The 22364-nt window shown below is 44.8% G+C and carries 17 protein-coding genes and 2 pseudogenes; 6 read left to right on the forward strand and 13 right to left on the reverse strand.

Features of this window, described 5'->3' with window-relative positions; translation table 11 throughout:
* Positions 1 to 91: 91 nt before the first annotated feature.
* A complete protein-coding gene (yajC, locus tag AAX10_RS04655) occupies positions 92 to 418 on the reverse strand; it encodes a preprotein translocase subunit YajC (protein ID WP_036363174.1) in 327 nt (108 codons plus the stop codon).
* A 365-nt stretch (positions 419 to 783) separates the two neighbouring features.
* Here yajC and AAX10_RS04660 point away from each other — a divergent pair, with 365 nt between their 5' ends.
* The 3 genes from AAX10_RS04660 to AAX10_RS04670 all read left to right on the forward strand — a co-directional run bounded on the left by AAX10_RS04660 (position 784) and on the right by AAX10_RS04670 (position 5713).
* The gene (locus tag AAX10_RS04660) at positions 784 to 1887 is read left to right on the forward strand and encodes a CNNM domain-containing protein (RefSeq protein WP_226997823.1); all 1104 of its coding nucleotides are present in this window, start codon (positions 784 to 786) and stop codon (positions 1885 to 1887) included.
* Between the two features lie 148 nt (positions 1888 to 2035).
* Positions 2036 to 2596, forward strand: a complete 561-nt coding sequence (locus tag AAX10_RS04665) for a hypothetical protein (RefSeq protein ID WP_226997824.1) — start codon at positions 2036 to 2038, stop codon at positions 2594 to 2596.
* A 345-nt stretch (positions 2597 to 2941) separates the two neighbouring features.
* On the forward strand, positions 2942 to 5713 hold the full coding sequence (locus AAX10_RS04670; protein WP_046699980.1) for a LysM peptidoglycan-binding domain-containing protein: 2772 nt from the start codon (positions 2942 to 2944) through the stop codon (positions 5711 to 5713).
* Positions 5714 to 5809: 96 nt separating this feature from the next.
* Here the strand turns inward: AAX10_RS04670 and AAX10_RS04675 are convergent, their stop codons facing one another.
* Positions 5810 to 6571, reverse strand: coding sequence for a Nif3-like dinuclear metal center hexameric protein (locus AAX10_RS04675; protein ID WP_046699981.1), 762 nt, complete (start codon positions 6569 to 6571; stop codon positions 5810 to 5812).
* A gap of 215 nt (positions 6572 to 6786) precedes the next feature.
* On the opposite strand from AAX10_RS04675, the gene AAX10_RS04680 reads away from it, so the two are divergent.
* Positions 6787 to 7965, forward strand: a complete 1179-nt coding sequence (locus AAX10_RS04680; RefSeq protein WP_046699982.1) for a S1C family serine protease — start codon at positions 6787 to 6789, stop codon at positions 7963 to 7965.
* Between the two features lie 50 nt (positions 7966 to 8015).
* Here AAX10_RS04680 and AAX10_RS04685 read toward each other — a convergent pair.
* A pseudogene (locus AAX10_RS04685) lies at positions 8016 to 9270 on the reverse strand (NRAMP family divalent metal transporter).
* 449 nt (positions 9271 to 9719) lie between these two features.
* On the opposite strand from AAX10_RS04685, the gene AAX10_RS04690 reads away from it, so the two are divergent.
* Positions 9720 to 10475 carry a MipA/OmpV family protein gene (locus AAX10_RS04690; protein ID WP_046698166.1) on the forward strand — a complete coding sequence of 252 codons (756 nt, stop codon included), beginning with the start codon at positions 9720 to 9722 and terminating at the stop codon, positions 10473 to 10475.
* Between the two features lie 40 nt (positions 10476 to 10515).
* Here the strand turns inward: AAX10_RS04690 and yghU are convergent, their stop codons facing one another.
* The 8 genes from yghU to AAX10_RS04730 form a co-directional block, all read right to left on the reverse strand.
* Positions 10516 to 11316, reverse strand: a complete 801-nt coding sequence (gene yghU, locus AAX10_RS04695; RefSeq protein ID WP_036362624.1) for a glutathione-dependent disulfide-bond oxidoreductase — start codon at positions 11314 to 11316, stop codon at positions 10516 to 10518.
* 81 nt (positions 11317 to 11397) lie between these two features.
* On the reverse strand, positions 11398 to 11874 hold the full coding sequence (locus tag AAX10_RS04700; protein WP_036362628.1) for a hypothetical protein: 477 nt from the start codon (positions 11872 to 11874) through the stop codon (positions 11398 to 11400).
* Positions 11875 to 11917: 43 nt separating this feature from the next.
* On the reverse strand, positions 11918 to 12454 hold the full coding sequence (locus tag AAX10_RS04705) for a hypothetical protein (RefSeq protein WP_046699983.1): 537 nt from the start codon (positions 12452 to 12454) through the stop codon (positions 11918 to 11920).
* A 104-nt stretch (positions 12455 to 12558) separates the two neighbouring features.
* On the reverse strand, positions 12559 to 14202 hold the full coding sequence (locus AAX10_RS04710) for a dihydrolipoyllysine-residue acetyltransferase (RefSeq protein ID WP_046699984.1): 1644 nt from the start codon (positions 14200 to 14202) through the stop codon (positions 12559 to 12561).
* Positions 14203 to 14213: 11 nt separating this feature from the next.
* Positions 14214 to 17039: a pyruvate dehydrogenase (acetyl-transferring), homodimeric type gene (gene aceE, locus AAX10_RS04715; RefSeq protein ID WP_046699985.1), complete on the reverse strand. Its 2826-nt coding sequence runs from the start codon at positions 17037 to 17039 to the stop codon at positions 14214 to 14216.
* A 354-nt stretch (positions 17040 to 17393) separates the two neighbouring features.
* On the reverse strand, positions 17394 to 17867 hold the full coding sequence (gene bfr / locus AAX10_RS04720; RefSeq protein ID WP_046699986.1) for a bacterioferritin: 474 nt from the start codon (positions 17865 to 17867) through the stop codon (positions 17394 to 17396).
* Between the two features lie 42 nt (positions 17868 to 17909).
* A complete protein-coding gene (gene bfr / locus AAX10_RS04725) occupies positions 17910 to 18404 on the reverse strand; it encodes a bacterioferritin (RefSeq protein WP_046699987.1) in 495 nt (164 codons plus the stop codon).
* A gap of 412 nt (positions 18405 to 18816) precedes the next feature.
* Positions 18817 to 19011, reverse strand: coding sequence for a (2Fe-2S)-binding protein (locus tag AAX10_RS04730; protein WP_046699988.1), 195 nt, complete (start codon positions 19009 to 19011; stop codon positions 18817 to 18819).
* A gap of 305 nt (positions 19012 to 19316) precedes the next feature.
* Here AAX10_RS04730 and AAX10_RS04735 point away from each other — a divergent pair, with 305 nt between their 5' ends.
* Positions 19317 to 20729: an L-serine ammonia-lyase gene (locus tag AAX10_RS04735; RefSeq protein ID WP_046699989.1), complete on the forward strand. Its 1413-nt coding sequence runs from the start codon at positions 19317 to 19319 to the stop codon at positions 20727 to 20729.
* 77 nt (positions 20730 to 20806) lie between these two features.
* On the opposite strand, the gene AAX10_RS04740 is transcribed toward AAX10_RS04735, so the two are convergent.
* Together AAX10_RS04740 and AAX10_RS04745 are read right to left on the reverse strand one after the other, a co-directional pair.
* Complete coding sequence (locus tag AAX10_RS04740) at positions 20807 to 21208, reverse strand: DUF4377 domain-containing protein (RefSeq protein WP_046698171.1); 402 nt, start codon at positions 21206 to 21208, stop codon at positions 20807 to 20809.
* Positions 21209 to 21394: 186 nt separating this feature from the next.
* Positions 21395 to 22305 (reverse strand): annotated as a pseudogene (locus tag AAX10_RS04745) (malate:quinone oxidoreductase); the annotation flags it as partial.
* Positions 22306 to 22364: the final 59 nt, after the last annotated feature.

The raw sequence follows: 22364 nt of genomic DNA on the forward strand, positions 1-22364 counted from the left end.
GTTTTTCTTATGGTTAAGGCGCAATTTAGCGTTGCGCAAAATTAAAACAATGAAAAAAAACAAAACCTGCCAAAGCAAGTCTTGTTGTTGCTTAGATATTGTCTATTGTACCAGCAGGTAGAACGCTGATGACGCTTGCACGTTGAACTTTAATAGAGTTGGTCGGGTTTAAAGCGATGACCGCATAATCACCCTCGATTTTGGTGATTTTACCCATAAGACCCCCGGCAAATACCACTTCATTACCCGCTGCTAAGCTATCTACCATCGCGCGATGTTGTTTTCTTTGCTTTGATTGTGGGCGAATAATTAGGAAATAAAAAATCGCAAAAATAGCCACCATTGGCAGGATTTGCAATAGGGCGTTTGGTTGTGCTGGGGCAGCAGCTGCGTGTGCGCTGGTGATGAATAATTCCAACATATTATAACTCCTTCAATAAAAAAATGAGTGAATAAAAGGCAAAAATAACGCATATCATACCACAAAAATACCTTATAAAACCATGTAATTTCACGGATAATCTGAATGATAGCAGGTGATTTTTCTTAGAATCAAACCAAGCTTGCCAGAATGTGCGCCAAATCATTTCACGGCATTTAAATTTAAAAATAAGCAAGGTTTTGAATCTTTAAAGGATTTTTATAAAAATACCATATAACAATGCTTGCAGTTGTGGTGATTTTGGCTTAATATTACATTTCCATTTTTATTAATTTCCCTTTATGCCCCGTCACCGATCGCGCTTTATCCCTTATTTTCTTATTTTTAGTCTTTGTTTGCCTTTGGCTGCCCATGCCAATCAAAGTGCACAAGTCGGCACGACCAACATCATTTTGCTTGTGTTTTTTATTTCCTTATCTTTGGTCGCATCATTTATTTGTTCAATTTCAGAAGCCACGCTTTTGACGATGACGCCATCTTATGTTGATACTCTTCGAGAAGAAGATCCAAAAGCTGCAGCACTCTTGGAGGATGTTAAGGTCAATAATATCGAAAAATCCATCTCATCTATCCTTACATTAAATACCATCGCGCATACTTTGGGTTCGCTTGGTGCTGGTGCGCAGGCGACGATCGTCTTTGGCGATGTGTGGTTTGGTGTATTTAGTGCGGTGATGACGATTGCGATTTTGATCGGTACAGAGATTATCCCAAAGACACTAGGCACGACTTACTGGCGACGTTTTGCCATTCCGGTGGCGTATTATGTGCGCGCGATTAATTTTGTATTAATGCCGATCGTGTGGTTCGCAGAGAAAATCTCTCGGTTGGTGACGCGTGGTAATACAGAATCGACTTTTAGCCGTCATGAGTTCATCGCGCTTGCCAATCAGGGTGAGAGCTTGGGGCAAATGAGTGAGCTTGAGACGCGTATTATTAAGAACTCTTTGGCGCTTAGCATGATTAATGTCGAAGACATCGTGACGCCACGTTCTGTGATCGTGGCATTCGATGAGACGATGACGGTCGGTGATATTTTTGCCAATCATCCTAAGCTACCGTTTTCTCGTTTTCCGATTTTTAGTGAAGATTTGGACGATACTACAGGTTTTATTCTAAAGTCTGACCTGCTCATCGCCAAGGCCAACCAGGAAAATCACACGCCGATCAAGCATTTCAAGCGTGATATTAATTTTGTGTTTGCTAAAATGAAGCTGTTTGATCTGCTTGATCTTATGCTAAAAGAACGTGTTCATATCGCGTTGGCTGTGGGTGAATTTGGCGAGGTCAAAGGTCTGGTAAGCCTCGAAGATGTGCTAGAGACGCTATTGGGTCTTGAGATTGTTGATGAATTCGACCGCGTGGATGACATGCAGGCATTGGCACGTCAATTAATGGATCGCCGCATGAATCGCATCGGGGCCAAGCTTGAGGAAGTTGAATGATTGGATGATGATAAATAGGGCAGCACACATTAAGCTCTTAAAACTGCAACAAGTTGTTACAATTAGCCATGATTGATTAAAGGTAATTTGCTATCTTTACCTTATCTCGTCACACCGACGATAATAATTCATCTACATGAGGTGCAACGTGAGCATCAAGAACAATAAAAAAACTTACCTAAAAACAGGCATGAAAATCGGCGCATTCGCCACTGCGATCGCGGCGGTGACGAGACTACCCATGAATAAAGTTAGCCGTTCTATGGGACTTGGCTTGATGGCAGCATTGGGTGCAGCGACATTAATCAGTGCGCCAGCCCATGCGATCAGCGAATCATCTGTTCAAGCTTATGCTGCTGCCATGAATCAAGCAGCCAATAGCCAAAACATCGGGCAAATCTCACGCCTTATCTCTGATGAAGTCATTATCTCTTTGACTCGTAACGGCAGAACTGCCAACTTAGATAAGAATGGCTATCTACAGCTCCTCCAAAAAAGCTGGGCAAAATCAGACAATTACCGCTATAACATCAGCATCAGTGATGTGGTGATCACAGGCAACCAAGCCCGAGCTCAGGTAGTGACCACAGAGACATGGACAGAAAATGGCAAGCCTGTTAAGCTCATCACGACATCGAGAGCGACACTGTCAGAATCTGGTTCTAATGCGGTGCTAATACGTTCGGTATCGCAGGTGACGATTAACTGATTTTTGGTGCTGTGAGCTGATGATGCTATTGCTCAAAATATAGTTATTTTTCAGGTACTTTACCGTCAGTGGTGTTTTGTAAAATAAGCACGGCTGACGGTATTTTTATGGTAAATTTTTGATTTGATGGTTGATAATGCACAAAAAATCAGGCATTATTAAGCAGTTATTTTCACATTGTAAGGTTTGATGTTTGCTTGGGTTGTACTAAGCGATAATCTACCTATGTTTATAGCGCCTAAGTGCTGATTTATGTTGTGCTTGGGTGGATAAATTATTTGTAAAATATGGAATTTTATTCATTATTTTTTTATTTTATGTTTTGGTAATTAAGGCTTATCCCATATGTCACATTCATTGTCTACCAACGACCATCCAGACTGCACAAAAAACCAAAAAAATTCACGCACAGTGGGGCTGATGAAGCCATTGACGCTTGCGGTGTCGGCTTATTTTTTGGCAGCATGTAGTAGTACAGGCACCAGCACGCCAACCAACAATACTGCACGCACAACCGCAACGCCAACCACACAAAGCCAATCAAGTGGCTATAGCGGCGTGTTGGATGAAGCGATGCTTGATGAATTAGAAGATTTATTGCAAGCCACGGACATGAGCATGGTGCAAGGCGATGCTCTGACGGTTCAACGCTATGGTAACTTATGGGATCGTGTACGCCGTGGCTACAAGATGGGCGACACCTATAATGCTCGTATCGAAGCTCAAAAGTCATGGTTCTATAGCCGTCAAAGCTACCTTGATCGTCTGACTGCGCGTGCATCACGTTATCTGCACCATACAGTGACGGAAGCAGAGCGTCGTGGCATCCCAACTGAGCTTGCATTACTGCCAATCATCGAAAGTTCGTACGATCCATCTGCCACCTCTAATGCGGCGGCGGCAGGTCTGTGGCAGTTCATCCCAAGTACAGGTCGTATTTATGGTCTAAATCAAAGCTCAAGCTACGATGGTCGCCGTGATGTGATCGAGTCGACTCGTGCTGCCTATGATTTCTTGACCAGCCTTTATAATCAATTTGGCTCATGGGAGCTTGCCTTAGCGGCTTATAACGCAGGTCCTGGCAGGGTGTCTCGTGCTATTCGTGCTAACGAAGCGGCGGGCTTGCCAACTGATTATTGGTCATTGAATCTACCTACTGAGACGATGAACTATGTGCCACGCTTTATCGCGGTGTCGCAGATTGTCGCATCGCCATCTAGCTATGGCGTAAACTTGCCTGCCATCGCCAACCATTCGCATTTTAGGACTGTACCTGTGAACTATGGTATTAGCTTACAAGAGATCGCTAACATCACTGGCGTGCCTTTTGATGAATTGCGTCTACTTAACCCGGCGTTAACTAATTTTACGGTTGATAGTGCAGGCCCAAATCGTATCGTAATTCCTGATAGTCTAAATAGTGGTGTTGATGATCAGCTGTCTGCACTGACTGGCTTTGGCTATGGCGGTTCATATTCAGCCACAGCGCCTGCACAGACGACCCAGTACGTTCTACCAAATAAAGGCGCTGCTGTCAATTCAACATCACAGCAAGAGCTGATGCAGTCTAATACCTTGCCGACCACCATTGCGCAGGTGACTGCCAATAACACCATCGTTCAAGAGCCGCCATTGACTCAAGAAGAGCGTGACTTTATCGCTGCACAGATCCAAGCGACGACACCTGAAGCGGTACAAGCGGTAAACCCTAACGACGGCAATATTCAGCTAGACGCACTACAGACAGCTCAGTCTGTATTACAAGCACGTGGCCAGTCCAAGTCACTAAGCTACTCAGCACCTGCCACGACTGTCGCAGTTGCACCACAGCCACAACCTGTTGCATCTGAGCCTGTCATTGAGCCAAGTTATACACCGCCACCTGTGGCAGCTCCGCAGCAGCCACGTCCACAGACGAATGCCAATACATCTCGACCTGCAGAGCGTAAACCTGCAGCACGTCCTGAGAGTTATACCGTGCGCTCTGGTGATACATTGACAGGCATCGCTGCAGCGAATAATCTGACAGTAAATCAATTAGCAAGCTATAACAACATCAGTACGAACACCTATGTTCAACGTGGTCAGAAATTGTGGTTAGTACCAGGTAAGGTCAAACCATCACCTAAGCCTGCACAAACAGCCACCAATACAGCCACTAAGACTAATAACACTGCTAATAACACCAAGACAGCAACACACCGCGTACAGGCAGGTGAGAGCCTAACTTCTATCGCACGTAAACACGACATTAGCGTGCATCAGCTGGCTGAGCTAAACGGTCTGTCGCCAACTGATGGTCTATTGATTGGTCAGCAGATTAAGGTACCTGCCGCAAAAGTGACAAATGTCGCGCCTGCCGCCAATACAGCACCGAAGCCTGCCAGTCAGCGTGCAAGTGCTCAGACGGGTGCTTATACTGTTAAGCCAGGCGATACGCTAACAGGCATTGCTAATAGCTTGGGTGTGTCTAATGCGGACATCGCAGCGCTGAATAACTTCCAGCCAAATGCTGGCATGATTGCAGGTCAGGTCATCAAGGTGCCGGTATCAAATGCAACCGTTGCTCGTAAATTAAATAATCAACCGATCAAGTACACCGTCAAATCTGGCGATAGCCTGACATCGGTGGCATCACGTCACGGCATTACCATTAAGGAATTGGCGGATGCGAATGATCTAAATACCAATTCAAACTTACTATTAGGTACGACCATCACCATTCCTGCTGCAGGTTCTGCTAAGCCTGCTCGCAGACAAAGCGCAAACACTCAAGCGACGCCATCACAAGCTACGCCTGCAGGTAACACCGTCGCCAATACTGAAAATTACACCGTTCAATCTGGTGAGCACTTAACAGGGTTGGCGACCAGATTTGGTGTGTCTGTCAATGATTTGGCGAAGACAAATAATCTTGCCACTAATGCTCAGTTGCGCCGCGGTCAAGTTATTAAGGTGCCAAAGCTTACCACAACCTATAAGGTAAAATCGGGCGATAATCTGATCTCGCTAGCACGTCGCTACGGCATCAGCACTGAAGAGCTTGCAAAGATGAATAATCTTGCGAATAACGCAAGTCTTCGCATCGGTCAGACGCTAACTGTACCGAACAAATAAACCAAACAAAAAACCGCACATAGAGTGCGGTTTTTTTATTACCTAAATAAATGCTATATGCTAGAGTCTAAAGTCTTGTTTATTTACAGCCTAATATCATGCAGGATTGTCAATATCTACAAATACCACTTCCACGCCCATCTCCTTAGCGACGACCTCGCCAAGCGCACGAATGCCATCGCGTTCGGTGGCATGATGCCCTGCGGCAAAATAATCTATGCCTAGCTCACGCGCACTATGTGTCGTGCGCTCGGAGATCTCCCCTGAGATGAACGCATCGCAGCCCATCTTGGCGGCTTGTTCGATCATGTCCTGAGCGCCGCCTGTACATAGTGCGATTTTGACAAGGTGGGATTTACCACTTGCGATATGTAGTGGGGTGCGACCCAGTTTGGCAGTGATTTTATCAGCAAAATCAGCAGGAGTAATCGGCTCGCATGTAGCGATGTTGCCAATCGGATGCTTCTCATGGGGATATAATGCGCCAGTTACCTCAAGGTCAAGCGCCTTGGCAAGTAGGGCATTATTACCGATAATAGGATGGGCGTCCAAGGGTAAATGATATGCGATGAGCGATATCCCATGCTGCATCAATGTGCGCACACGACGACCTTTCATGCCAACCAAAGGCGCGGGTTCACCTTTCCAAAAATAACCATGATGCACCAAAATCGCTTGTGCATCTTCACGGATGGCTTCATCAATGAGTGCTTGACAGGCGGTCGTTCCAGTGATGACCTTGGTGATGGGCGTTTCGGCATCGACTTGTAGTCCGTTGGGGCAGTAGTCGTTAAATTCATCCGCGCCTAGGTATTCATCACAAAAGGCACTCAGAGCGGTAGCGGTAATGGCGGTCATAATAATTCTACAATAATAAAATAAATTATTTTAACGATTTTTTGTTTATTGTGCAAATGCTGGGTGTTTGTGGTGATTTATAAAATTGCAGCCTCGCTCAGTGATTAATCGTATAATTGAGTAATAATTTTATTTAAATTCACTTTATCTTCGCAAAATTATCCCAATATTTATCCATTATAATACCGAAGATTTAATTTGAATAAGGATACTGAATGAACCATCCGCAGCATTCACCACGTCGTGAGAAGGGCGCAAGTATTTGGCTGATTTTGCCATGGCTGATCGCATTAGTGTTGGCAGCTGTTTTATATTGGTCCTTTTTTATGCGTACGCCCCAGCAGGCGATAGCACAGCCGACACATGAGAATCAAGCTTGGACACCCGTAACGGCTGAACCTGCCCAAATCTCCAACGCAGCACCCGCCATCAGCTCATATAAAGATGCGGTAAATCGTGCCGCTAAATCAGTGGTTAATATCTATACAACTCAGACCGTTCGCCATCCTTATATGAATGATCCGGCGTTTAGGGAGTTTTTTGAGCAGTATTATGGTGCTCAGATGCAGCAAGGCGCAAGCTTGGGTTCGGGGGTGGTTGTCTCAAAGGATGGCTACATCGTCACCAATGCGCATGTCGTCAGTCAGGCTGATGACATCATCGTCGCGCTAAACGACGGACGCAAGACGCGCGCGAAAGTCATTGGCAGTGATGCAGACAGTGATCTGGCCGTGATTAAAGTAGAGCTTGATGATCTAGAACCGCTAGCATTTCGCAGTTCGCCCATCAGTGTTGGCGATGTGGCACTTGCTATTGGCAATCCTTTTGGTGTTGGTCAGACAGTCACTCAAGGCATCATCTCAGCGACAGGGCGTACAGGACTTGGTATTAGTAGCTTTGAGGATTTTATTCAGACGGATGCAGCGATTAATCCTGGTAATTCAGGCGGGGCGCTCGTTGATTCTGAAGGCGCGCTTGTTGGGATTAATACGGTTATTTATTCGCGTTCTGGTGGGTCGATGGGCATTGGTTTTGCTATTCCAACAAGCATTATTGAGCAGGTCATGAACGCGCTCATCACCAATGGCAAAGTCAGCCGTGGTTGGCTTGGTGTTGGCATTGCCCAGAATCAAGCCAATCCGATCAGCCTAGAATCAAGCCAAGGCGTCTTGGTGACGCAAGTCTGGGAAGGTGCGCCTGCTTATGCTGCAGGACTACAGGCGGGCGATATTATCGTGGAGCTAGATGGTGTTGCGATCAAGGATGCCAATACTCTATCAGGTGTGGTGTCTCGGCACACACCAAATACCACACTAACAGCAAAAATTATTCGTAATACAGAGCTAATGACGCTTCAAATCACACTTGGAGAACGCCCAAATCTAGACAGATAATCCGAATAATAAACCTGCCACATGAGCAGGTTTATTATTTGTAAAATCAATCAACCAATGATCTTAAAAGACTGCAGTAAGAACAGCAGGGTGAATGCTAACAAGAATGCGATACCTGCGATGGCGTACCATTTCATGACCGGTGTTAGTTTGTTTTCGCTTTTGATGAGTGAGTAGTTTAGGTAACCAAAGATAGGCGCGGTAACGAAAGCGCTGATCATGGCGAATTTTAATAATGCGGCCAATTGACCCATAAAGAAGGCAATCAATACATAACCTGCGATCGCGGTGAATGTCGTCCATAGTTTGACATACTTTTCAGACAATAGGGTGTCGCCTGATTTAATCAGTGATAGGCTCTCTGCGTTGGTACGTCCATAACCGTCGATACACGTGATCACCGTGCCGAACATGCACAAAAATGCAATGAAGGTAACAAGCAATCTTGACCATTCGCCGATGGTCTGCGTGTACATCTCGATCAGCTGACCAACATAGGCGCCGCCTTGCATGGCAATCTCTTCGCCTGAGCCATATTGTACGAATACGCCAAGCGCCAAGAAAAATAGCGCTAAAATCGCAGATGTCATATAGCCTACATTAAAGTCAACCATGCCTTGATAGCGGCTGGTGTGATCGGTACGGATTTTCTTGGATGTCCAAACCGATGTGATCGCTGAGAATTCTAGTGGCGCAGGCATCCAGCCCATGAGTGCGATGATAAAGCCAAGCGTTGCCAGATTCCAAGGTGACGCCTCAATAGAATCAGGCTGCATCACAGGAGGCTTGCCCACGGCAACCGCGACTGCGGCGATGGTTGCGACAGTCAGGGCCATGATGATCCACTTGGTGATGTTGTCAAGTACTTTATAGTGACCAGCCACCAACAGCACCCACGATGCAATCATAACCCCCGCCGCAAGTGGTAATGTGCCAAGCTCGAACGGCAATAAATGACCTAAAATCACAGCACACAGCAGGGCGACCGCACCCGTACTGATGATGCCCGACATGATGCACAGAATAAAGAAAATCCACAAGTAAGCACGTGATTTTTTGGCGTAGCCGACAACTAGGCTGTCGCCTGTACTGTAGGCGTATTTAAGTACCAAAGCGATAAAATGGGTACTTAAATACGTTCGCCAAAATAATCATGATGGCAAGCTGCCAACCATAAAGCGCACCAGCTTGCGTTGATGAAATCAGATGCGAACCACCGATTGCTGCTGACGCCATTAGAATGCCAGGTCCGAACGCACGCCAGTTTAGCGTTTTGCTTGTGCCTACTTGGGATAAATCTCTCATAATCCACCAAATTCCAAAAAATAAAAACAACATGCTAAAACAAAAGCGCAAGAAATACCATCAATTAAATCATGAATTATTGTAATGCCAAATCAGACTAATGGTTTTTAATGAGCAATATAAATCAAGCATGGCGAATATGGATCGTAAGATTGGCGGGTTTATTAATAAAATGAACAGTACAAACTAAGATAAAAATGATTTAATTAAAGGTCGATAAAAGCTTCTATAGCTATTTTTATTATTTAACATAATATACATTATGCGAAGTATAACTAATCGGTTCTGGTAATTTTTGGACATTCGTAATTTTAAATGAATCGCCTGTAAGATCCATTGGTTTGCACGGTTTTTAATATCAGATTTACCCATTTACCAAAAACTACACATCATTTATAGATTTGTTTTATAATAGCTTTGATTTCATTTACTTTATTTGGGAATTAATCATGAAAAAATTCGCCGCGTCAGCTTTTGTTTTGGCTTTTGTAAGCCTTACTGCCCACGCCCAAAGCCTGCCTGTCGATCCAGATGCGCGGCTTAGTCTTGGTGTGAATGTCGGCTACACCGCCAGCGCTTATAAGACTGACAAGACAGTTGGCTTTGCCCCACAAGGTTTTTATGACAATAACCGCTGGTACATTGAAGGTGGCGAATTGGGCTTTTATCCTTATAAAGACAGCAAGCATCATGCGCGCATCGGCGTTGGCTACGATGGGCGTAGCTTTGATCCAGATGATGCTGATGATGAAATTAAAGGCTTGGATGAGCGTAAAGCCTCCATCCTTGCACATGCCAGCTACATGCACATCACGCCAATTGGTGGATTCAAGGCTAAAGTTGCTACCGATGTTGGCGGTCGTCATGATGGTACGGCTGTGACCTTGTCGCACGTTAGCCGCTTTAATGTCGATAAATTCACCATTTATCCATCATTTGGCGCGACATGGCGCGACAAGAACTACAACAACTACTACTATGGCGTGACTGAGCGTGAAAGCGCACGCACTGGCGTACAGGCTTACCAAGCGGATGATGGCATCAGCCCATTCATCTCTGCGATGGTCAATTATGACATGAACGACAATATCGCCCTATTTGCCAATCAGCGCTTTGTATGGCTGTCATCAGCCCAAAAAGACAGCCCAATGACTGAAGGTAGTGTCGAGAGTACAACTCGTCTTGGCGTGAATTATAAGTTCTGATATACCACAAAAATCCGCTCAATGTTGAGCGGATTTTTGTTCAATTAATTGGCTGTAGGGTTAGTTTTTCGGCCTGTTGGACGGCATCACGAGCAGCGATGCGTTTTGCCCATTTTTGGACATTTGGATAATTGTCCACATCCAAGAAAGTCGCCGCATCATAACTGTCCGTCACGTATAATTTACCTAATACCAACCAGCCATACCAAGGATAAATCGCCATATCTGCAACGCTGTACTCGTCAGCTGCGATGTAATCATGATTCGCCAAGTGTTGATTTAGCACATCAAGCTGACGCTTGGTTTCCATTGTGTAGCGGTTGATGGCGTATTCGATCGGTTCTGGCGCATAAGCATAAAAATGCCCAAACCCACCGCCCACAAAAGGCGCAGAACTCATCTGCCACATGAGCCAAGATAATACTTCGGCATTCTTGGCGGCATCTTTTGGTAAAAACTGGTCGTATTTTTGGGCAAGGTATAACAAAATCGCCCCGCTTTCAAAAACACTTACAGAATCATCGCCAGTATGATCGACAAGCGCAGGAATCTTTGAGTTTGGATTGATTTCAACGAAGTCTGAACCAAACTGATCGCCCGTCATGATATCAATCTTATAAGCATCAAAATCAAGCAAACCTTGAGCCTTTAATTCCTCTAGAATGATATTTACCTTAACGCCATTTGGGGTGTTTAGGCTGTATAGCTGATACGGCTTATCGCCGCTTGGTAATGTCTGTTCATGTCGTGCGCCGGCGGTTGGTCGGTTCGTGCCGCCAAATTTACCGCCCATATTAATGGCATTAATACCCCAAACTTTTGGGGGTATGTAGGTTGTCATGACAACTCCTAAGATTGATATATTGATGAATTTATCGTAATTACCATATAATTATATATTAATTACTTTGTGTAGCTTGATTTATTTTAAACGCTTGCAAACACCGCCATAGCCATCTTCAAAATAAAAACGTTGCGTGTCTTTATCATCGAATGCCACATAATGCCAATCGTTTTCTTGAAAGCCCTCAACAATGTATTCTTGATATTCGGCGGTTTTGCTGTCATCTACTCTAACGAGCCCACCTGGCAAGAAGTAATACTGCTCATAATAATCCAAGCTGTTCAAGCCATCCATATGTAGCTTATCACCCTCTAGGCGCCAGTTGTAATGTGTCTCGATAAATTCTAATGTGGGGCTAGATGGGCCTTGATATATTATCTCATTATATTCATCGGCCGTGCCATCAGCATGGTAACGTATCAGACGTTTGTTCTTTTCGCCTTGATAATCGGTCTGGCATAACCAATCACCAACCACATCGGCACGTGTAAAGCTCATCGCATGACTTGGCAGTGCCAAAGCCATCAAGATGGCACTTATTAATAATACTCTCACTGATACTCCTTGTTCGTATGTGTCATCATCGTTCATGGGTGAATTAAAGTACGCGCTTGCAATAACCCTGTTCTACAGGCAAAAAATCTTCCTCTACAGATGTGTAGATATAGGTGTTCTTGTCAATAAATTTAATCTTTGATGACAGATCGTCAACCATAGATTTCTCTAATTCGGCGCGATTGATAACGGTGTTAAATATCATAAAACCATATTTTGATATGCCTGTACTTTCTTCGTCATAGTTTGGCATGTCCACTTCATAATAACTGATAACAGCATCATAAAAGCTCATGACATCACCATCGAGCGCCCACTTAGAGATGAGTTTTGTCTTGTTGATTTGATGATATTCAGACGCCTCATCATCAAAATACATCACGGAGTTTTCGCTATGTGTTCCATCCGCTCGATTCTCGATGACGGATTCGGCACGAAACTGCAATTCTGGATCATGATCATAACATTCCCATTTGCCGATTAAGTCATCCTTAGTAAAGGGAATGTCTGCAAAAGCTATATTGCTGATGCAAGTCGAAGTAATCACAGCTAACGTCAATGATTTGAAAAATAACTTCATGCACAAATCCAAGCAAAAAATTTAGTATAGCCAAACAATGCCTATTTTACAATCATCCATACACAAAAAAGGCGGTATGATACCACCTTTTTTGTTTGTTTTTATTAAAGTAAGATTTTACGCGGGTCAGCCAACAGCTTAGCAATATAGCGAGTGAACACCGCCGCATCCGCTCCGTTAATCGTACGGTGGTCGTACGATAGAGACAACGGTAGCATGAGACGTGGCTCAAACTCTTTGCCGTTCCAGCGTGGCTGATAAGTAGATTCAGAGATCCCCAAAATCGCCACTTGCGGATGGTTGACAAGTGGTGTGAAATAAGTACCGCCCATGTTGCCTTGGCTTGAAATGGTGAATGACGCACCTTGCAAGTCTTTGGCGGACAGTTTCTTATCACGGGCTTTTTTGGCAAGCTCACCAATTTCAATGGCAAGCTGGCGAATGCCTTTGGCTTGGGCATCACGAATCACAGGCACAATCAAGCCATCATCAGTCGCCACCGCAATACCCATGTTCACCGATTTACGGATAATCATTTGGGTGTTGTCGTCTGAGACATGGCTGTTGAATTTAGGGTGCTGGGTCAGAGCATACGCCACCGCCTTAACGATAAACGCCAAAATGGTCAAGCCTACGCCTTGAGCCTTGAACTCGGCTTTTAGATCGTTACGCATGGCTTCGGTATCGGTAATATCCGCCAAATCAAACTGCGTAACCTGTGGCAAAAGCGTGTTTAGGTTAAGCTGTGGGATAGAGACTTTTTGTAGGCGCGTTAGATCAACCGTCTTAATCTCACCCCAGATTTCTTTATTGCTCATGTCAGGCAGTGGTGGCAAGCTGATCGCTGAACCGCTTGCAGCAGGTGCTGCTTTTGGTGCAGCTTGCGCACCCGTCATCACCGACTTGACATAGCTGAATAGGTCTTCTTTTAGGATGCGACCGTGGGCAGCTGTACCTTTGACGGTGCTGATGTCCACGCCCAGTTCACGCGCAAGCTTACGTACCGCAGGCCCTGCGTGAGCGTCTTTGGCTCGTGCGTTAACTTCTACTTCTGGCAGTTTGGCGCTGCTTGATGATGCAGGTTTTGGCAACTCATCTTGAGCAGATGCTTTTGGCGCTTCTTGTTTTGGTGTATCTTTTGGCGCAGCTTCTGCTTTGGATGCTGGCGCCGCCCCTTCTGCCTTGATGACAATAAAGGCTTGACCATTAGATACACTATCACCAGCATTAACTAAGATCGACTCGACCACACCACTGACAGGTGCTGGCACTTCAACCGATGCTTTGTCAGATTCTACCAACAGCAGTGGCTGATTCTCTTCTACTTGATCGCCAACGCTCACCATAATCTCAGCGATCTCAGCACTATCAACACCTAGATCAGGTAGATTATGGGTCTGGCTACCACCAACAGGTGCAGACTGAGCTGATTCGGTAGGCTTAGCCTCTTCTTGAGCAAGGGCTGGTGCTTCTGATGTCTTCGCTGATTCGTCATTTGGTCTTTCAGAAGCTGCCGCACCATCCGAAGCTTCAACGCTAAGTAAGACACTGCCTTCGCTAACGCTGTCGCCAACATTGATGGCAATGCTGGTTACCTTGCCAGAGACAGGCGACGGTACTTCTACCGACGCTTTGTCTGATTCTACTAGGACAATGTTGTCATTTTCGTTGATGATGTCGCCAACTTTAACCAAAATTTCGGCGACTTCAGCACTATCTACACCCAAATCAGGGGCTTTAATTTCCATTGATCGTCTCCTTATTTAGGTTCTGCGATATTGTTGTCATTTAGAATCGGTGCATCTGCTTTATCTTCGGCACGCCCTTCGCTGCTGATGGCGTCATCAGAATCTTCCACAAAATCTGGAACTGGCGTTGGGTTTTCGTTCACGGCAGCGGCAGGCGCATCCGGGAAATAATCATAATGCGGCTGTGGTTGCCATGCAGGTGCTTGATCCACATCGATCTCAAAGCTATTGATTGCATCTTGAACCAGACGAACATCGATCTCACCTTCGTCAGCCAACTTCTTCAGTGTCGCCACGACAATGTGTTCAGCATTAACATGGAAGAAGTTGCGCAGCTGCTCACGGCTGTCAGAACGACCAAAACCATCCGTGCCCAAAGTGGTGTATGGGCGACTGTCAGGTAGCCAGCCACGGATTTGCTCTGAGTAATTGCGCATGTAGTCAGTTGCCGCGACCACGATGCCTTGATGTGAAGCAAGCTGTGAAGTTACCCATGGGGTCTTAGCTTCTTGGGTTGGGTGCAGACGATTGTAGTCGTCGCATGCCATGCCATCACGAGTCAGCTCGTTGAAGCTGGTGACACTCCACACATTTGCCTTGATGCCAAAGTCGTCATTTAGGATGCGAGCTGCTTTTTGAACTTCGCGTAGGATAACACCAGAGCCCAGAAGCTGAACTTGGCTTGAGCCATTGTCTTCTAGCAGGTACATACCGCGTTTGATGCCCTCTTCGACACCTTGTGGCATGGCTTCGTGCTCGTAGTTCTCATTCATCAGCGTGATGTAGTAGTATACGCGCTCACCTTCGCCATACATGCGTTTTAGACCGTCATGCATGATAACGGCAAGCTCATAGCCAAAGCAAGGATCGTATGTAACACAGTTAGGCACGGTGCCAAATAGAATGTGGCTGTGACCATCTTGGTGTTGTAGGCCTTCACCGTTTAGCGTGGTACGTCCTGCAGTCGCCCCGAACAAGAAGCCTTGTGCCTGCATGTCGCCAGCCGCCCAAGCTAGGTCGCCCACGCGCTGGAAACCGAACATTGAGTAGTAGATGTACATCGGAATCATCGGCAAGGCGTTGGTTGAGTAGCTGGTTGCAAGGCTAATCCAAGAACTCATCGCGCCTGCTTCGTTGATGCCCTCTTCTAGCATGTGCCCGTCTTTGGCTTCTTTATAACCCATCAATGCTTCAGCGTCTTCGGCGACGTAGTTTTGACCGACTGATGAATAGATACCAAGCTGGCGGAACATGCCTTCTAGACCGAACGTACGTGCTTCATCTGGTACGATAGGCACGACATATTTGTTCAGTGCTTTGTCTTTTAGTAGTGCTGACAATAGACGCACGAATACCATTGTGGTCGATTGTTTTTTGCCTTTTGAGCCTTGTAGTACTTGATCAAAGATAGACAGCTCTGGGATTTGTAATGGTGTGTGACCACTACGACGTGCCGGCAAGTGTCCGCCCAATGCTTGACGACGACCCATTAGGTATTTGTATTCTGCTGAATCTTCTGATGGACGATAAAATGGCAGCGTCTTAAGATCTTCATCGGTAAATGGCAGATCAAAGCGATCGCGGAAGTATTTTAGACCACTTTCGTCAAGTTTTTTGATTTGGTGGGCTTTGTTAACCGCTTGGATTTGGTTTGATAGACCATAGCCTTTGACGGTTTTTACTAGAATAACCGTTGGCTGGCCTTTGGTTTTCATGGCTTCAGCATAAGCAGCATAGACTTTTTTCGGGTCGTGACCGCCGCGGTTGAGACGCTGAATCTCATCATCAGACAGATCTTTTGCCAGTTCTTCAAGCTCTGGGTATTTACCGAAGAATTCTTTGCGGATAAATGCACCATCACGCGCTTCGTACAGCTGATAATCACCATCAACCACTTCTTCCATGCGGTGTTTTAGTACGCCCGTGGTGTCTTTGGCAAGTAGCGGATCCCAATGATCACCCCAGATCACCTTGATCACTCGCCAGCCTGCGCCGCGGAATACAGATTCTAGTTCTTGGATGATTTTGCCGTTACCGCGCACAGGACCGTCTAGACGTTGCAAGTTACAGTTGATGACCCAGATTAGGTTGTCAAGCTTCTCACGACCTGCCATTGAGATCGCACCCAAGCTTTCAGGTTCGTCCGTCTCGCCGTCGCCTAAGAATGCCCATACTTTGCGGTCTTCGTCTTTGATGAGGCTGCGGTGCGTCAGGTATTTTTGCGCGCGTGCTTGGTAGATAGACATCAATGGACCTAGGCCCATTGATACTGTTGGGAATTGCCAGTAGTCAGGCATCAAATATGGATGTGGATAGCTTGATAGACCTTTACCACCCACTTCGCGGCGGAAGTTTTTGAGTTGGTCTTCGCTCAAGCGACCTTCTAGGAATGAACGCGCATACATGCCTGGTGCGCCGTGACCTTGATAATAGATCATGTCGCCGCCAAAGTTCTCATCAGGTGCACGCCAAAAATGGTTAAAACCTGTCTCATACAGTGTCGCAGATGATGCGAAAGTCGCCAGGTGACCACCCAGCTCATCATCATTTTGGTTAGCACGCATCACCATCGCAAGCGCGTTATAACGAATCAATGCGCGCAGCTTACGCTCCATGTGAAGGTCGCCAGGATAGTTCGGCTCGTCTTCAGCAGGAATGGTATTGATATAAGCAGTGTCTAATCGGTTGAACGGCAAGCCTTCTTGTACCGCCATGTTGTATAGTGCTTTTAGTAGAAATTGAGCGCGTTCTTTATCAGCGTTTTTGATAACCGAGGCGAATGCGTCAAGCCACTCTTGGGTTTCGACATGGTCGGCATCTTTATAATAAGTGGTCATAAAGGTATCCTAATAAAAATTTAGCCAAATATTGGCGGTGAATTTAAAATGTGCAATCGTCGTCGCGTTGCCAGTCAAGTAAATTACAGTCTTTTATGGCAAAATGATGAAACTATTAATAGCACACTTTAAAAATCATTTGTATTATAAAGGCTTTTTTGAAAAAAGTTTATCGTTTTTAGAAAATGAAAAAATTATCAACATTTTTTTAAAAAATACTTATTTTAAATCAATTCATTATGGCATATTTTTATATTATAAATAAGAATTATACTTGTTTATAGTCATTTTATTGCCATTAAAAGAACCGACAAACCCATATATATGGTCTGTCGGTCATAGATCTCTCCCAAATCAATCTTCAGTGGATTGGATCTGGATGTAATTTTGAATGCCGATGTCTTCGATTTTCTCTTGTTGAGTCTCAAGCCAATCTTCGTATTCTTCGTTACCGTCTTTTAGTCTGATCAACAGCTCACGAGAAACGAAATCGCGTTTTTCGGTGCATACGCCGATGGCATCAACAAGCACGTCATGCTTACGTTTCTCTAGACGTAAATCACATGCCAAAATCTCTTCTACATTCTCGCCGATGAGCAACTTGCCAAGCTCTTGCAAGTTCGGCAGACCTTCTAATAGTAGGATGCGTTCAATAAGCTCATCAGACCATTTCATCTCTTGGATGGACTGCTTATAAAATGCGTCGTTTAGCTCTTCAACGCCCCAATTCTTCACAATGCGTGCATGCAAGAAATACTGGTTAATCGCGATGAGCGACTGACCCAATACGCTGTTAAGTGCGCGGATGACTTCTTTATCACCTTTCATGGTTACTCTCCTAACAAATACCCAAATTAAACAATCTGCAAATTAGTGTGTAGCACCAACCGTGTTCGGTTTAACAGTCTGGCTTTGTAGGTAGTTTTGAAGACCCATAAGCTCGATTAGGCGAAGCTGTTTTTCTAGCCAGTGCGCGTGATCTTGTTCGGTATCTTCTAATTGGCGCACCAACATATCACGAGTGACATAGTCGCGCTCAGCCTCACAGATGGCGATACCTTCTTTTAGGTGTTCTTGAACGGTGTATTCTAAGTTGAGATCAGACTGTAGCATGGCAGGCACGTCAGCACCAATGTTAATCTCGCCCACTTGCATGTTAGGTGTGCCGCCTAGCATGATGATGCGATTGATGATAAGGCGTGCATGCAGTGTCTCATCTTCCATCTCGTGATAGATGCGATCGTGCAGCTTGCCAAGTTCCCATTCCGCATACATTTGAGAATGGATGAAATACTGATCGCGCGCGCCTAATTCGCCAGCTAATAAAAAGTTTAGATAATCAATGACTTTTTGAGAAGATTTCATCTGTTGCTCCTGTTTATGTTAAAAATACAAGATGATGGATATAGCTACCCATCAAGTTGAGTACATATTAACATAAATACGACAAATATCACCCTAATAATTGTATAACAAATGAACTGATAACGGAATGCAATCTGCGAATGGCTCTCACATTGAGAACGTATTTAACTGAAGTTTTGACATAAATTTAAGATAAAATCATTCTCAAATATGCTTACAAGTATTTGATTTTACTAATATAAATAAAAGAATAACAGCTCACAATAGCAAGCTGTTATCATTTAAGGACAATTTTATTTTATTGATTTAATAATTATTATCGATTAGTAGGATAAATCAATAAGAATGATTGTCACATGGATGGGTCCTGCGCTACTTATAGAAATATTAGCGTAACATATTTAACTTTCAATTAACCTGCCATGGCATTAATCACAGGAAAGGCGGCTTGATGTTCGTCGAGCAGGTCTTGCACCATAGGCACACAACAGCCGCAGCAAGTACCAACTTGCAATGCATCTTGAAGACCTTGTAGGGTATTAATACCTTGGGTCATGGCAGTGTTGATTTGAGTGTCTTTTACATCGTGGCAGATACATACGTACATGATGGTCTCCTGTGATGGGCGGTGAGACTTAGCCGCCCTTCCCCATGTTGAATGATAAAAATCAAAGGCCGTGATTGATTTGATGAATACTATAACAGGAACAATTCTTGTTTTCAACAGTTTTAAGAATTTTTCTTATTTAATAAAGAAAACAAATAACAATCGCATTAATGATAAATAAAACAAAACATTCCTGACTATTTTAGTCGGAAATGGACGAATATATCAGTATGTAAACAGATTTATTTTATGGCATAATATCGCTGATAATTTGTCTATACCTAAAATCTTAAAAAGGAATTCGCATGATTAGTGTTTTTGATTTATTTAAAATTGGCATAGGCCCTTCAAGCTCGCACACGGTCGGACCTATGGTGGCGGCGAACCGATTTCTACAATTGCTTGGTGACGATGTGCATTTAGTCAATAGCATACGGTTGGATCTGTATGGTTCACTGTCCGCCACGGGCAAGGGGCATGCCACAGATACCGCAGCGATGTTAGGATTATTAGGTCATCAGCCGCGCACCATGGACACCACGAAGACGGATGATTATTTAGCGCCCATCATAAATGATGGTGTCTTGCTGCTGGGCGGTGTCAGGCAAATATCGTTTAACTATGACAGTGACATCGTCTGGTATGATGAAGTCACCCTGCCCCATCATCCTAACGGCATGAGCATTAGTGCTTTTTTGGATGATGATAAAATTATCTCGCAGACTTATTACTCTATCGGCGGCGGCTTCGTCGTGGATAAGGATGAGATCATGGCTGATGAGCCCATAGATGAAGACATCAATTTTCCTTATCCTTTTGAGATGGCGTCAGAGCTGTCCGCCATCTGCGAAGCCAAATCTCTAAACATTGCCGAGCTCATGATGCTAAATGAATCAGTAATTCGCCCAGAAGAAGAGATTAAAGACTATCTAACCGAGATATGGGAGGTCATGCAGGCATGTGTAACCCAAGGCTGTCAAAAAGATGGCATCTTACCCGGTGGGCTTAATGTCAAACGACGCGCCAAGGGTCTATATGATCAATTATCCAAAGAATATGGTCGCTCTTCTGATGGTGGCCTTTTAGCGATGGACTGGGTCGATCTGTATGCCTTGGCGGTCAATGAAGAAAACGCTGCGGGCGGTAAGGTCGTCACAGCGCCGACCAATGGTGCCGCAGGAATCATTCCTGCTGTACTGCACTACTATCGTGGTTTTATCCCGTCTTTCAGCTATCAAGGCGTGCGTGAGTTCTTGTTGGTGGCAGGTGCGATAGGCGCGCTCATTAAACAAAACGCTTCAATCTCGGGTGCAGAAGTCGGCTGTCAAGGCGAAGTTGGTTCTGCCTGTGCCATGGCGGCGGCTGGCTTGGCTCATGTGATGGGCGGGTCAGTTGCGCAGTGCTTGAACGCTGCTGAGATTGGGCTTGAGCATAACTTAGGTCTTACCTGCGACCCGATAGCAGGATTGGTGCAGGTGCCTTGCATCGAGCGCAACGCCATGGCATCGGTTAAGGCGATCAATGCGGCGCGTCTTGCACTTCGAGGCGATGGCTCGCATCATGTGTCACTAGATAAAGCCATCCTGACCATGAAGGAGACTGGTCGCGACATGATGGACAAATACAAAGAAACCGCGCGCGGTGGTCTGGCCGTCTATGCTGATAGTCGCATTCCTACTGCCAGCATTGGCATTAATGTGGGCTTTAGTCAATGCTAAAATGTCGATAATACTAATATTTCACCCAAACAAAAAGATCTCTAATTGTAGAGATCTTTTTTATGAAAGACAAGCGATTAGTTGGTAATTTCTGGTGTTTTAGAGATTAGCTTGTTCAGTGTCCATACAGGTTTTACATTATCGCCTTCGGTAACGCTTGTTTGCTTAACATCTAGCACATAACGGAAACCTTCTTCGTATTCAAAACCTTCGATTTCACCGCTTAGCACGTTAAAGTTACGATCGATGGTGCGACGATATTGTAGGCATTCGCCAGCAACTTTAGTACCAGTTGTGCTGGTTAGTTCGCACACAGCTTTACGTGGTGCGATCTCTACTTGGAAGCTTGGGATTTTAATGATTTTAACTTCCTTGGTCTGACCTTCTAAAGTCATAACACGCGTATCATTTAGGTTGTTTGATGCACAGCCTGTCAGGGCAATAGCAGCAGCGGTCAATGCGATGGCAAATTTTTTCATGATTAATCTCCTTGATTGTGATTTATTGATAAAAATTAATATCAATATAAAGTAGAAAATCTTAATCTTAACTTTGTGTTAATTTAAGCAAAATACTTGCTGATTTCATAATAGCACGCTAATATTGCTATTATGTAACAGATTAACGGTAACATTGTATAATAAATAGGTAATGCACAAATTAGCTGGGAATGCTTTTGCCAATAGATCAAGCATCATATAAGGCGAGGTAGATGCGCTAAGAGATGTGCCAAGCAATGCGGTCACAGAGGCATCTTGTGAGACGAATGGCTCGGTAACGAACTGTAGTTTGGTTTTTTCACCTGGGGCAGTTTTGATGATCTGAACACGCTGACCGCCTTGGGCTTTTGTCCAATCTTCCCATTTGGCTTCTGGGTAGTATTTTTGAAGTTCGTCAAGTTTTTGATTGTCAGACAATGGTACTTGGCTAACTAGGTATTTCACCAAGTCCAAATTCTCAAGGCCTGTAGTTGCCATCGGGATAGCGTTGTCTTTGGTGGCTAATGCCATTAGATTGGTTTGTGAGCCATTTTTTAGGAACTTATTAGAGTAAGTTGCAAATGGACCAAACAAGACATATTTTTTACCATCAATGTAGCGTGTGTCGATGTGCGGTACGCTCAGGAGGAGCCCAGCTCGGCACGGCCATAGACTTTGGCAGTATGTGCGTTCACAACTTCGGGGTTGTCGGTCATCAAGAATAGACCACCCACAGGGAAGCCTGCGTAGTATTTGCTCTCAGGTAGACCTGTCATCTGTAGTAGCTTGATGACAGCACCGCCAGCACCGATGGACACATGACGTGTCTTGGTGTGAGTAGTTGTACCGTCTTTTAGGTTCTTAACGCTGACCGTCCACGTGTTATCATCATTACGGCTAACGCCTGTAACTTCTGACTGTGTAGACAGCTTGAAGTTTTGGTTCCTGTTTAGATGGTCGACAAGCTGAGTTGTAATCGCGCCGTAGTTCACGTCAGTACCAATGTCCATGCGCGTGGCAGCTATTTTTTTGTGCTTCATCACGACCTTGGTGATCGGTGGCGCCCATTGACCGATAACTAATTTGTCTTCTTTAAATGCAATTGCCAACAAGATTGCAATCGTAATCAATATTTTTTTATAAAAAATCCAAAGGC

The organism is Moraxella bovoculi (assembly GCF_000988745.2).
GTDB lineage: Bacteria > Pseudomonadota > Gammaproteobacteria > Pseudomonadales > Moraxellaceae > Moraxella > Moraxella bovoculi.

Bases quoted from the DNA above. Each gene is read 5' to 3' on its own strand.
- aceE (WP_046699985.1), bottom strand. From the start codon at position 17,039: ATGACCACTTATTATAAAGATGCCGACCATGTCGAAACCCAAGAGTGG.
- AAX10_RS04705 (WP_046699983.1), bottom strand. From the start codon at position 12,454: ATGAAGTTATTTTTCAAATCATTGACGTTAGCTGTGATTACTTCGACT.
- AAX10_RS04670 (WP_046699980.1), top strand. From the start codon at position 2,942: ATGTCACATTCATTGTCTACCAACGACCATCCAGACTGCACAAAAAAC.
- AAX10_RS04740 (WP_046698171.1), bottom strand. From the start codon at position 21,208: ATGAAAAAATTTGCCATCGCATTGACCGCTGCTGCTATTGCCCTGACA.
- bfr (WP_046699986.1), bottom strand. From the start codon at position 17,867: ATGAAAGGTGATAAAGAAGTCATCCGCGCACTTAACAGCGTATTGGGT.
- bfr (WP_046699987.1), bottom strand. From the start codon at position 18,404: ATGAAATCTTCTCAAAAAGTCATTGATTATCTAAACTTTTTATTAGCT.
- AAX10_RS04690 (WP_046698166.1), top strand. From the start codon at position 9,720: ATGAAAAAATTCGCCGCGTCAGCTTTTGTTTTGGCTTTTGTAAGCCTT.
- AAX10_RS04710 (WP_046699984.1), bottom strand. From the start codon at position 14,202: ATGGAAATTAAAGCCCCTGATTTGGGTGTAGATAGTGCTGAAGTCGCC.
- AAX10_RS04675 (WP_046699981.1), bottom strand. From the start codon at position 6,571: ATGACCGCCATTACCGCTACCGCTCTGAGTGCCTTTTGTGATGAATAC.
- yghU (WP_036362624.1), bottom strand. From the start codon at position 11,316: ATGACAACCTACATACCCCCAAAAGTTTGGGGTATTAATGCCATTAAT.
- AAX10_RS04735 (WP_046699989.1), top strand. From the start codon at position 19,317: ATGATTAGTGTTTTTGATTTATTTAAAATTGGCATAGGCCCTTCAAGC.
- AAX10_RS04730 (WP_046699988.1), bottom strand. From the start codon at position 19,011: ATGTACGTATGTATCTGCCACGATGTAAAAGACACTCAAATCAACACT.
- AAX10_RS04680 (WP_046699982.1), top strand. From the start codon at position 6,787: ATGAACCATCCGCAGCATTCACCACGTCGTGAGAAGGGCGCAAGTATT.